This window comes from Roseomonas acroporae (assembly GCF_023223525.1).
Classification (GTDB): domain Bacteria; phylum Pseudomonadota; class Alphaproteobacteria; order Acetobacterales; family Acetobacteraceae; genus Roseomonas_E; species Roseomonas_E acroporae.
In genome coordinates, this window is record NZ_JALPRX010000008.1 from 118,253 (window position 1) to 130,094 (window position 11,842).

8 protein-coding genes are annotated in these 11,842 nt (G+C 76.4%); 1 reads left to right on the forward strand and 7 read right to left on the reverse strand.

Annotated elements, in window-relative coordinates:
• Positions 1–308: 308 nt before the first annotated feature.
• From M0638_RS02940 to M0638_RS02970, 7 genes are all read right to left on the reverse strand, one after another.
• Positions 309–3,863, reverse strand: a complete 3,555-nt coding sequence (locus M0638_RS02940; protein WP_248665461.1) for an AAA family ATPase — start codon at positions 3,861–3,863, stop codon at positions 309–311.
• Positions 3,864–4,176: 313 nt separating this feature from the next.
• Positions 4,177–5,451, reverse strand: a complete 1,275-nt coding sequence (locus tag M0638_RS02945) for a metallophosphoesterase family protein (protein ID WP_248665462.1) — start codon at positions 5,449–5,451, stop codon at positions 4,177–4,179.
• Positions 5,452–5,617: 166 nt separating this feature from the next.
• Positions 5,618–6,028: a hypothetical protein gene (locus M0638_RS02950; protein ID WP_248665463.1), complete on the reverse strand. Its 411-nt coding sequence runs from the start codon at positions 6,026–6,028 to the stop codon at positions 5,618–5,620.
• A gap of 254 nt (positions 6,029–6,282) precedes the next feature.
• A complete protein-coding gene (locus M0638_RS02955; protein WP_248665464.1) occupies positions 6,283–7,224 on the reverse strand; it encodes a VOC family protein in 942 nt (313 codons plus the stop codon).
• Positions 7,225–7,625: 401 nt separating this feature from the next.
• Positions 7,626–8,969: a class I SAM-dependent RNA methyltransferase gene (locus M0638_RS02960; protein ID WP_248665465.1), complete on the reverse strand. Its 1,344-nt coding sequence runs from the start codon at positions 8,967–8,969 to the stop codon at positions 7,626–7,628.
• Positions 8,970–9,221: 252 nt separating this feature from the next.
• Complete coding sequence (locus M0638_RS02965; protein WP_248665466.1) at positions 9,222–9,659, reverse strand: DUF2721 domain-containing protein; 438 nt, start codon at positions 9,657–9,659, stop codon at positions 9,222–9,224.
• Between the two features lie 33 nt (positions 9,660–9,692).
• A complete protein-coding gene (locus M0638_RS02970) occupies positions 9,693–10,949 on the reverse strand; it encodes an acyl-CoA dehydrogenase (protein ID WP_248665467.1) in 1,257 nt (418 codons plus the stop codon).
• A gap of 403 nt (positions 10,950–11,352) precedes the next feature.
• Between M0638_RS02970 and M0638_RS02975 the strand changes: the two genes are divergently transcribed.
• A partial coding sequence (locus tag M0638_RS02975; RefSeq protein ID WP_408902803.1) for a hypothetical protein occupies positions 11,353–11,842 on the forward strand: 490 nt, incomplete at its 3' end.

Sequence of the window (11,842 nt, forward strand, 5' to 3'; positions counted from 1 at the left end):
AGACCGTCGGACGTGCCAATCTTCCTGCCGTCCGCAACAGATGAAAGGAGGTGATCCAGTGTCTCATTGTTTGACCGTGGCGTCGGCCGTGTCGACCCGGATCTCCGCAGCCTCCGCAGCCCTGGCCCACTGACCGGGACGCGACGAAAGCCGGTTTTCCGGTAGGGCACGTATCAGGCCCGCAAGCAATGCGAGGGCCCCGGAAGGCGACTTCCGGGGCCCTCTTGCCGTCCGCTCCCCCGTGATCCGCGTCTCGGGTGACCCGCTTCCCGGACGGGCGGACGCCGCCTGGGAAGCGGGCTGGCGGGTCAGGCCGGCGCCAGCTCCCGCACGCCGAGTTCCTGCGTCCACAGCGCCCCCGCCGGCAGCGCCGCCCGCGCCACCTCGGCCAGATGCGGGTGGTGCGTCAGCAGGACCACCTGCACCGAATGGCTGAGGCCGAGCAGGGCGCGGAAGGCGGCGGCGGCGCGTCGATCGTCGAAGGTCTGCAGGATGTCGTCGCCGAGGAAGGGCAGCGGGAAGCCGCCCGCCACGTGGTCCTCGATGGCGACCAGGCGCAGCGCCAGGAAGAGCTGGTCGCGCGTGCCCTCGGAAAGCTGCCCGACCTCCGCCTCCTCGCCGCTCGCGGCGCGCAGCACCAGCCGCGCCGGCCCGCGCTGCTCCTGCCGCGCGGCGACGCCGGGATAGGCGCCCTCCGTCAGCGTCGCGACCGCATCGCCGATCCGACGCATCACGGCGTCGTTGGCGGACTCGCCGAGCTCGGCGAGCGCCGCCTCCAGCAGGCTCGACGCGGCCTGCATCAGCAGCGCGTCGTCGAGCGTGGTGCCCAGGCTGGAGGCGGCGGCCTCCTCCGAGGCGGCGGCGGCCAGCGCCGTGTCCTCGCCGGCGGCGTGCTGCATCCGTGCCTCGACGCGGGTCGCGGCGGCGGCGGCCTCCTGCGCCGCCTCGCCCTGGGCGGCCTGCGCGGCACGGGCCTCCTCCAGCGCCGCCTCGGTCGCTTCCGCGGGCTGCGCGTCGGCCTCGGCGCGCAGCGCGGCGAGGGAGAGGCCGTCGCCCGCCTCGAACAGCGCGGTCTCGGCCCCGGCCAGCGCCGCCTGCCGGCGCGCGCGCTCCTCGGCAAGGGCGAGGCGTGCCGTGAGGGTGGCCTCCTCGGCGCCCAGCGCGTCCAGCACGGCCTGCCAGTCCCGCGCCGCCCGCGCGGCGGCCGCCTCCGCCTCGCGCCGTGCCGTCGCGGCCGCCTCGCGCTGCCGCTCCAGCAATTCCCGCCGCTTGGCGACGGCCTGCGCGGCGCGCAGACGCTGGTCCAGCGCGCGGGCGAGCGCGAACGGGTCCCCGGCCTCGAGGTCGGGCGCGACCCGGGCGCGCAGCGCCTCGGCGGCCGCGTCGAAGCCCGCCAGCTCGGCCTCGGCCGCCGCGACGCGGGCCGCCCCGGCCGCCGCCTCGCGCGCCAGCGGCCCGATGCCGTCGAGCAGGTCGAGCAGCGCGCTGGTGTCGTCCGGGTGCTCGTCGGCGGGCCGGCCCAGCGCCGCCAGCGCCGCCGCCCATTCCGACTGCCAGCCTTCCTGGCGCGCCTCGGCGGCCTGCCGCTCGGCCTCGGCCTCGGCGCGCTCGGCGCGGGCCGCGTCCAGCGCGGCCTGGAACTGGCCGCGCGTGGCGTCGGCGAGGCGCGCGGCGCGCAGGCTTTCCGTCGCCCGGTCCAGCCGCGCCTGGAGCAGCAGGGCGACGGCCGGCATGCCGCCGGGACGGCCGTCGCCCGGCCGGTCTTCGCCGGGCGGGGCGAAAGCGGCGAGGCGCGCGGCGGCGGCCTCCTGGCGCGCGTCAAGCTCGGCCAGCGCCGCGTCCTTCGCCCGCTGCTCCCGCCAGGCGGCCAGCGCCCGGCCGCGCGCCGCGAGCCGGCGCTCCACCTCGGCCGGCCCCGCTTCCGGCGGCAGGGCGAGCGGCGCCAGCGTCCCGGCCCAGGCGGCTTCGGCGGCGGCGAGGTCGCGTCCCGCCGCCTCCCGTGCCGCGCCCAGCGCCTCGAGCGCGGCGCGCTGCGCGTCGGCGATGCGCTCCTGCTCGGCGGCGGCGGCCAGACGCTCGGACTCCGCGTTGCGCTGGTCGGCCAGCGCGTCGGCCGCCGCGACGGCGCCGGCATAGGCGAGAGGCAGCGGCGTGCCGTCGCCGGCGAATTCCGCCTCGGCCGCCACGTCCGGCGTGCCGGCGAAAGCGCGTCGGTAGATCAGGTGCCAGCCGGAATCGCGGCGCGCCCGCGCGGCGGCCAGCGCGGCGGCGTCGGGCAGCGGGCCGGCGGCGCGCAGCGTGGCGAGGCGGGATTCCGCGGCCTCCAGCGCCTCGGCGGCGCGCGCGGCGCCGTCCTCGATGGCATCCCGCGCGGTGCGGGCCCGGTCGCGCGCCGCGGCGAGCGACGCCAGCGTCGCGTCGTCCGGCGGCGACAGCGCGGCCAGCGCCGCCGGGTCGCGCAGCGGGGCGGGCAGGGCGGCGAGGGCGGCATCGAGCGCCGCCGCCGCCTCCGCCGCCGTCCGTCTGGCGGCGGCGTGCAGCTCGGCCGGCCTGCCGCCGGCGGTGATCTCGTCGAGCAGGGCTTGCAGCCCGGCCGTGTCGAGCGCCGGCGGCAGGGCGGCCAGGGCGGCCTGCGCGTCGGCCACGCGCTGCGCGATCGCGGCGAGCCGCGCGGGGCCGCGCGCCAGGGTGCCGGCATTGCCGGCGCGCTCCGCCAGCAGCCGGCGCAGCCGGGCGAGCGGGGCGCGCGGCGGCACCGCCTCGGCGGCGCGCTCCGGCGGCAGGTCGCGGCCGAGCTGGCGCAGGCGGTCGGCCAGCTCGGCATGCCGGTCGCGCAGCGCGGCGCGGGCGGCGGGGAGCTCGTCGCGCGCCCTGGTCGCGGCGCCGGACTGCGCCGTCAGCGCGGCGACGGGTCCGGCCTCGGCCAGCAGGGCGTGGTCGGGCCGTTCCCCCGCGGTCTCGGCGGCGAGCCCGGCGAGGGTCGCGCGCGCCGCGTCCAGCGCGGCCTCGGCCTGGCGCAGCGCGGCCCGGGTTTCCGGCACCTGCGCGGCGAAGCCCTCGGGCAGCACCGGCGCGTCCGGGTGGGCGGCGAGCCAGTCGGCGGCGTCGTCGCGCCGGGCGAGCAGCGGCCGCACCCGGCGCAGTCGCTCCAGCCGGCGGATGGTCTCGGCGGCGGCGGTGGCGGCGCGGTTGGCCTCGGCGCGGGCGGCGCGGGCGGTGTCCAGCTCGGCTTCCCAGCCCTGCCACGTCTCGGGCCGCAGCACGGCTTCGCGCTTGGCGCGGCGGCTCCCGGTCCAGCGTTCGAGCGCGGCGTAGAAGGGGCGCTGGGCGGATTTGCGGGCCGGTGCCAGACGGTCGCGCTCGGCGTTCAGCGCCTCGCGCACGCTCTGCGCCTCGCGCATGCCGCCGGCGGCGGCGAGCAGCGCCTCGGCCAGCGCGCCGCCGCTGCGCAGCAGCTCGTCGCCGCCCCGGCGCAGCGCCTCGGTATCGAGCGCGAAGAGGCGTTCCAGCAGGTTGCGGTCGGCGGTACCGAGCAGGCCGGCGAGCATGGCCGGGTCGCCGGGATCGCCCGCGGCGTCCAGCAGCGTGTTGCCCTGGCCCTTGCGGCGGCCGAAGCGGAACGGCGCACCGTTCGCGTCGATCCCGGCGGCATCGAGCCGCATGCCCTGGTAGCCGTGGCGGAAGCCCATCGGCGTCTGCGCGCCGATGCCGAAGAGCAGGTCGCCGAAGGCGCTGCGCAGCACGGACTTGCCGGCGCCGTTGGGGGCGACCAGCAGGTTGACGCGGCCGGGGGCGGGGTCGAGCGCGATCTCGGCCGTGTCGAAATTGCCGTAGCGGCGGAGGGTGAGGGCGGTCAGGCGCATGGGGCGCCCCCGGGGCTCCGCCCCGGACCCCGGCAGGGCAGGCTCTGCCTTCCCTGCACCCATCCGCCAGGGGCCTTGCCCCTGGACCCCACCAAGGGGCGAAGCCCCCTTGGAACTCCCGCTCGGATTCGAATCCCGATGGCTGAACCCGTGAGGCCGCGAAACGCCGGCGGAGGTCCAGGAACCTGAGGTTCCTGGCGGGAGGATACCCAAGGAGGGCAGCGCCCTCCTTGGTGGATGGGGTCCGGGGAAGGCGCAGCCTTCCCCGGGGACGGGTGCAGCAAAGGCAGCACGTCCCCGACGTGGCGTCCGCTCATTCCCCCGCCACCTGTCCCAGCCGCGCCAGCAGCAGGTCCCGTGCCCGGCGCAGCAGTTCCGGCGGCAGCCTGCCGGCGGCGGCCTGCACCGCCGGGTGCCCGTCCCCCAGCGCGTCCCGCAGGCCGGTCGCGCGGGTGAGCATGTGCGTCGCGTAGTCGCGCACCGGCCCGGTCACGGCGTCCGTCTCCCCGAGCGATTCGATGGCCCGCACCAGCCGGCCCACCGCGTCCGGGCGCGCGCGCAGCGCGTCGAGGTCCACGGCGGGCTCGGTGGCGACGCGCACGCTCTCGATCCAGAGGGAGTCCGCCCCGGCCGTGTTCTGCGCGGTGGCGCGCACCTGCTCGCGCGCCGCGGCCGGGTCGCGCGAGAGGGCGGCGTGCGCGCCGCAGGCGCCGCGCAGCGTGACGCGGGCGGCGAGCAGGCGGCCCTCGGCGGCGTCCAGCGCGTTGCCCAGCGCGTCGCGCACGCGGTCGAGCGCCGCGTCCTCGTCCGGCGCGCCGGCGCAGTCCACCTCGATGCGGGCCCAGCGCACGGCGTCCAGCGTGCGGTGCTCCACGGCGGCGACGCGCCCCTCGCGCACCGTGACCAGCGTGGCGCCCTTGGCGCCGCACTCGTTGACGTGGCGGCCCTGCAGGTTGCCGGGAAAGACGATCCAGGGCGCGGTCAGCAATTCCTCGCGCTGGTGGATGTGGCCGAGCGCCCAGTAGTCGTAGCCGTGCCGCGCCAGGTCGTCGATCGAGCAGGGCGCGTAGAGGGCGTGGCCGTCGCGGCCGGTGGCGGCGGTGTGCAGCAGGCCGATGTTGAGTCGGCCGGGCACGGGCGCCGGATAGGCGCGCGCCAGATTCTCGGTGACGTCGCGGGTCGCGAAGCTCTGGCCGTGGACGTGGACGCCGAACTCGGGCAGCTCGACGCTGCCCGGCCGGTCGGCGGGCAGCAGCGTGGCGCCGTCCGGCAGGCGCAGCGAGCGGGTGAGCACGCTCTCCGCGTCGTGGTTGCCGCGGATGGCGACGAGGCGGATGCCGGCGCGGGTGAGGCGCGCGAAGGCGGCGACCAGCGCCTGGCCGGTGCGCCAGTCCTGCCAGTCGCCGTCGTAGAGGTCGCCGGCGACGACGACGAAGGCCACGCGCTCGCGGATGGCGAGGTCGACGAGGTTGGCCAGCGCCTCCTTGGTGGCGCCGCGGATGCGCTGCGCCGGGGCGTCGGCCTCCAGGCCACGCAGCGGGCTGTCGAGGTGCAGGTCGGCGGCGTGGAGGAAGCGGAAGCCGGTCAAGGCGCGGTGCCGGGTGCGGGCATGCGGGGGAGTGTAGCCCGGGCGGGCGGGCGTGGTCAGGGGGGAGGCCCACCGCGGCGGTCCGGAAAGCCGCCGCGTCGCCGCGCTCAGGCCGTGGCGGCCCGATCCCCGCCCTTCGGTTCGCGGAACCGCCGCGACATCGCCTTCAGGTCGCGGTCGCCGCGACGCCGGATCCCGCCTCCTCCGGCGCGTCCGGGTTGCCGTAGCCCACGGCGTACTGGACGTAGTTCTCCAGCGGCCCGTCGAACAGCGTCACGGAGGAGCCGCCCCCTGCGCGGCCGGTGAAGCGCGCGCCGGTGGCGAGGTCGATGCCGGCGAAGGTGATGTCGTCGCCCTCGGCGAGGCTCAGCGCGATCGGGCCGCGATCGCCGGGCAGCAGCAGGCGGTCGGCCTCGGCCTGGGCGCGCAGGCCGGAGGCGAGGTCGACGAAGCCGTCCGGCATGGGCAGCACCGCGAAGGTCTCGCCGTTGCCGAGCGAGTGGACCACGGTGGGGCAGCGCCCGCTGCGGCGGCGATGCGCCTCGATGGCGACGATACGGCGAAGCTCCGGCGGCATCCGTGGCCTTCCTCGGTTGTTGCGTGCGTGGCGTTTCGGGGCGCCGCCCCGGACCCCGCCAGGAAGGGCGCCGCCCTTCCTGGACCATCCCGCCGGGGGCGAAGCCCCCCGGACCCCCCGTCAGGCTTCAGGCCTCGCTGGTTCAACCCGCGAGGCCGAATAACGAAGAGAGGTCCAGGAGGGCCTCGCCCTCCTGGCGGATGGGGTCCGGGGAAGGCAGCGCCTTCCCCGGGCGGTGGAAGAGGGCCCGGGGGTCAGGCGTGCCCGCGCCCGCTGTTGTCCACCGTCACCACCTGCCGGCGGGTCTTGCCGTCGATGCCGCCGGCGATCGCCCATTCGGCGAACAGCTCCGGCTTGCGCTCGAAGGTCTGGGCCTGCCACGCCTCGGTGCAGTAGTCGTCGTCGGCGTAGTACTCGACCGGGGCGGCGAGCGGGTTCTCGAAGTACCAGAAATAGGCCGAGGAGATCGGGTGGCGGCCCGGCCCGATCTCGGTCTTCCAGCCCTTGCGGCTCATGGCGAGGCCGCCGCCGATCACCTCGTGGATGTCGGTCACGGTGAAGGCGACGTGGTTCACGCCCGGCTTGCCGGGGCGGTTGAGGATGAACAGGTTGTGGTGCTCGCCCACCACCTGGCAGCGCATGAAGGCGCCGTGGTTCGGGTACTCGTCGCTGACGATGAAGCCCATGCGCTCCGTGTAGAAGGCGCGCATCGCGGCGAAGTCGGCGGCGAACAGCACGACGTGGCCGATCTTGATCGGCTCGGCGTGGTCGTGGACCGGCGAGCGGCGGTCGAGGCGGCGCGGCGTGCCGGGGGCGTTGGCCGGCGTCGCCTCCGTCACCACCTTGCGCCGCCGGCTGACCGTGAAGCCGAGGCTGAGCCCGTTCGGGTCGCGCGTGCGGTGGATGCCGTCGGCGCCCGGCTCGGTGTCGCCGAGGCGGGCGAGCGCGTCGCGCAGCGCGGCCTCGTCGGCGGTGCCCCAGATCACCTCGCGCACCGTGTTGCCGGGCTCGATCGCCGGCGGCAGGTCGGGCGCGTCCTTCGGGCGGACGATCGCCTGCCCGCCATCCTTCGTCTCGTAGACCAGCCGGTCGGCCGTGGCGGAAAGCTGGCGCAGGCCCCAGTCGTCGAGGAAGCGCCGTGCCTCCTCCATGTCCGCGACGCCGAAGGTCACGCTCTCGATGCCGGAAAAGGACATGCTCGGGGTTCTCCGTGATGGGGGCGGCGCGTTGCGGAGGCCGGGCCGATGATATCGGAGGTCGGGCAGCCGGATCAGCCCCGCGCGGGTCGGATCATGTCTGTTGATATGCTAAACTTCGTATAGCCAGCAAACTGGAACCGAGCCAGCATTTTCTGCGTGCCCGACGTCCTCCGCGTGCCCGACGTCCTTTGCATGCCGGGCGTCCCCGGCATGGCGGCACGGCACGCCGCGCCGGACCCGACGCGCGATGCCGTCCGGCCCGTTGCGACGCCGCGCCGCAGGGGCGGCGGGATCGGCCGGTCCGTCCTTTGAAAGAGGGGCGAAGGCGGTTTCGTCCCCGTGACCCTTCGGCAGGGGGACGGGGCGGTGGCCCGGTTGAATGCGCGAAGGTCGCGGCGTCAGTTGCCGCGCGCGAACACCGCGACGGCTTCCAGATGCGGCGACCAGAGGAACTGGTCGATCGGCGTCGCCGCCAGCAGCGCGAAGCCGGCCTCGCGCAGCACCTTCGCGTCGCGCGACAGGGCGGCCGGGTTGCAGGAGACGTAGATCACCCGTCGCAGGGCGGAGCGGGCGATCTGCACCGCCTGCTCGGCCGCGCCGGCATAGGGTGGGTCGATCACCACGGCCGCGAAGCCGTCCAGCTCGGCCGGGCGCAGCGGCTGGCGGGCGAGGTCGCGCCGCAGCCCGGTGACGCGCAGGCCCGGCTGCCGGGCCGCCACCTGGAGCGCCGCGATGCTCTCGGCGGCGCCCTCGTAGGCGACCACCGGGGCGCGGGCGGCGAGCGGGAAGGTCAGGGTGCCGAGGCCGGCATAGAGGTCGGCCAGCTTGGCACGCGTGGGCAGCTTCTCCGGCAGGCCGGCGAGCACGGCGTCGCGGATCGTGGCCTCGCCGGCGGGGCTGGCCTGGAGGAAGGCGCCGGGCGGCGGCGCCACCGTCGCGGCGCCGAGGCGGATGGCGACGGGCGAGAGCTGCGCGGCGGTCTCGGGCTGGCCGGTCTCGCCCTGCGCCCAGGCGATGCGCGGCAGGCCGTGGCGGCGGCCGAATTCCGCCAGCGCGGCGCGTGCCGTGGCATCGAGCGGCGCGTCGGTGCGCAGCAGCAGGTCCGGCCCGGTGTCGAGCAGGTTCAGCGCCGCCGAGCCTTCGCGGCGCAGCGCCCCGAGGCCGCGCAGCAGCGTGCGCAGCGGGGCGAACAGCGCCACCAGGCGCGGATCGAGCACGAGGCAGGTGCGCAGGGCGGCGAGCTGACCGGTGCCGCGCGCGAAGAAGCCGAGGGAGACGCCACCGTCCGGCGCGCGGCGCAGGGCGAGGTCGGCGCGGCGCCGCGTGCCGGGCGGGGTGCGCGCGACGGGCGCCAGCACGGCGGCGACCGCCGCCTCGGCATAGCCGGCGCGGGCGAGCGCGACGGCGAGACGCTGGCGCTTCCAGTCGTCGCAAGGATCCCCGGCCCAGTGCTGGAGCGTGCAGCCGCCGCAGGGGCCGAAATGCGGGCAGGGCGGCTCCACCCGGTCCGGCGAGGGGCTCAGCACCGTGTCCAGGGTCGCCGCCATGCCGTCGCCGCGCCGGGCGAGCGGCTGGGCGAGGACGGTCTCGCCGGGCAGGGCGCCGGGGACGTAGAGGGGCATGCCGTCGGGCAGGGCCGCCACGCCGTCGCCGGCCGTGCCGAGGCGGAGGATGCGGGCCTCGACGGTGGCGGCAGGGGCGGCGGGGCGGGGCGCGCGGGGGCGGCGGCGGGGCTCAGCCATGGGGGATGTGTTCCCGCTGCGCGGGGACGGGGCGCCGCCCCGGGCCCCGGCAGGGGCTTCGCCCCTGCACCCCACCAAGGGGCGAAGCCCCCTTGGAACCCCCGTATCGGAAAAGACGGCCCGACGGTTGCAGCACCCCGGAATCGAACGAACAGAGGTGCAGGAGGGCCTCGCCCTCCTGCCGGGACGGGGCCGGGAAGGACGGCGCCCTTCCCGGTGCCTGGGTGAAGGTCGCCGAGAGCGGGGCCCCCATCACACGTCCTGCTCCGCCAGGCTCTGCCGGGCGGCGAGGCGTATCTCGGACAGGAAGAGGCAGAGGGCGAGGATCAGCGCGATCATCGCGCCGATCAGCAGCAACCCGACCAGCTGCCCGATCGGCAGCGAGGAGAGTGCGCCGACGAAGGCCACGATGATGAGCAGCCCGATCAGGATGGCCGAGGCGACGCAGGCGAAGATGGCGTAGTAGGTCAGGCGGATGCGCCGGCCGAGCCGTTCCAGCTCCGCCAGCGCCGCGTCCGTCGCCTCGGCGCGCATGGCGCGGCTGCGGTCCACGAGGCGGGCGAGACGGCCGACCAGCACGTTCACCGCCGTCATCAGCGCGCTGATGAGGAAGGCGGGGGCGATGGCGAGCTGGATGGTACGCTCCAGCTCGGCCACGTCGCGGAGCGCGCTGGTCAGCTCTCCCGCCATCGCGCGCCCGCTCCCGTTTCGGCCGCTGCCGCCTCAGCCGAAGGCGTTCAGCCCGGTCTGGGCGCGGCCGAGGATCAGCGCGTGCACGTCGTGCGTGCCCTCGTAGGTGTTCACCGCCTCGAGGTTCATGACGTGGCGGATGACGTGGTACTCGTCGGCGATGCCGTTGCCGCCGTGCATGTCGCGGGCCACGCGGGCGATGTCGAGCGCCTTGCCGCAGGAATTGCGCTTGCAGAGCGAGATCATCTCCGGCGCCACCTTGTGCTCGTCGAACAGGCGGCCGAGGCGCAGGACCGATTGCAGGCCGAGGGTGATCTCGGTCTGCATGTCGGCCAGCTTCTTCTGGATCAGCTGCGTCTGCGCCAGCGGGCGGCCGAACATCTTGCGGTTCATGGTGTAGTCGCGCGCCGCGTGCCAGCAGAACTCGGCGGCGCCCAGCGCGCCCCAGGCGATGCCGTAGCGGGCGCGGTTGAGGCAGGAGAACGGGCCCTTGAGGCCCTTCACGTCCAGCTTGTTCTCCTCGGGGACGAACACCTCGTCCATCATGATCATGCCGGTGATGGAGGCGCGGAGCGAGAACTTGCCCTCGATCTTCGGGGCCTCCAGGCCCTTCATCCCCTTCTCCAGCACGAAGCCGCGGATGTCGCCCGCGTCGTCCTTGGCCCAGACCACGAACACGTCGGCGATCGGGGAGTTGGTGATCCAGGTCTTGGAGCCGGAGAGCAGGTAGCCGCCATCGACCTTCTTCGCGCGGGTGCGCATCGAGGCGGGGTCGGAGCCGGCATCCGGCTCGGTCAGGCCGAAGCAGCCGACCAGCACGCCCTGCTGCATCTTCGCCAGGACCTTGTCCTTGATGGCGTCAGAGCCGTAGGCGTGGATCGGGAACATCGCCAGCGAGGACTGCACCGAGAAGGCGGAGCGGTAGCCGCTGTCCACCCGCTCCACCTCGCGCGCGATCAGCCCGTAGGAGACGTAGTTGACGCCGGCGCAGCCGTAGCCGGTCAGCGTCGCGCCGAGGAAGCCCATCTCCCCGAACTCGTTCATGATCTCCCGGTCGAACTTCTCGTGCCGGTTGGCCATGAGGACGCGGGGGAACAGCTTCTCCTGGCAGAACTGGTGCGCCGCGTCGCGGATGGCGCGCTCGTCCTCGTCGAGCTGGTCGTTCAGCAGCAGCGCGTCGTCCCAGGTGAAGGGCGGGGTGGAGCGCGGCCGGGCGCCCGGCGCCTCGGCGCGCACGGCGGTGTCCGACACGCCGCCGCTCGGGATCTCGAGCGAACCGACAACGTTCATGGGCGTCTCCTCCGGGCAGGTTGGGGGGTGGGTTGGACCGGGCCGCGTGGGCCGGGCGCGCCGTGCGATAGCGGGGACGCGCCCGGCCGGCGAGGCGCGCGGCCGGGGTGATCGGGTTCGGCGGCGCAGGATGCGGGAGCCGCGTGGCGACCGCAACCGGGTCTCATGCCGGCCCGTGCGGCGGGCCGGTGCGCGTCGAGGGCGCACCGGCGCGCGGCCGCTCCCGACATCCCGGGGCGGCCCGCAGGCGATGCCGGCCCGCGCCGGACGGGGGCCGCGCGGGTCGCGGTCAGGCCGCCTCGGCCTCCGCGTCCCCGGCATCGCGCTTCGGGCGGGGGACCGGGATCAGCATGAAGGCCGGGACCGAGTCACCGAAGCCCAGCACCGGCGCGCCGAGATCGTCGTGGCGACGCGCGCCAGAATCGTCGTGGCGACGCTCGCCGCGCGGTTCGGCGCGGGCATCGCGCTCGCGGTGGCGCGGCGCCTCGGCGGGCGGGCGGCCGCCGCGGGCCTGGCCGTGGCCGGCGTCGCGCGCTTCCGGGCGACCGGCGTCGCGCGCTTCCGGGCGACCGGCGTCGCGGGGCTCGCCGCGGGGGCCGTCCCGGCGCGCGTCGCGGGCGGCGCGCTCGTCGCGTCGCGGCGGACGCGCGGACTCCTCGCGGCGGGGCCGCTCCGCATCCTCGCGGCGGCCTTCCTCGTGGCCCCGCTCGACGCGCGCCCGGGCCTCTGCGGGACGGGTTTCCGGAGGACGGGCCTCGGGCGCGCGGTCGTCGCGCGGGCGGTCCTCGTGCCGGCCGCCACGCTCACGGCGCGGCTCGCCCCGGCCGCCGCGTGCCTGGGACCGTTCCTCGGGGCGTCCGCCACGGCCGCGGCCGCGGGCGCCGCGGGGGGGC

Bases quoted from the DNA above. Each gene is read 5' to 3' on its own strand.
- M0638_RS02955 (WP_248665464.1), bottom strand. From the start codon at position 7,224: ATGTCCTTTTCCGGCATCGAGAGCGTGACCTTCGGCGTCGCGGACATG.
- M0638_RS02940 (WP_248665461.1), bottom strand. From the start codon at position 3,863: ATGCGCCTGACCGCCCTCACCCTCCGCCGCTACGGCAATTTCGACACG.
- M0638_RS02965 (WP_248665466.1), bottom strand. From the start codon at position 9,659: ATGGCGGGAGAGCTGACCAGCGCGCTCCGCGACGTGGCCGAGCTGGAG.
- M0638_RS02970 (WP_248665467.1), bottom strand. From the start codon at position 10,949: ATGAACGTTGTCGGTTCGCTCGAGATCCCGAGCGGCGGCGTGTCGGAC.
- M0638_RS02950 (WP_248665463.1), bottom strand. From the start codon at position 6,028: ATGCCGCCGGAGCTTCGCCGTATCGTCGCCATCGAGGCGCATCGCCGC.
- M0638_RS02960 (WP_248665465.1), bottom strand. From the start codon at position 8,969: ATGGCTGAGCCCCGCCGCCGCCCCCGCGCGCCCCGCCCCGCCGCCCCT.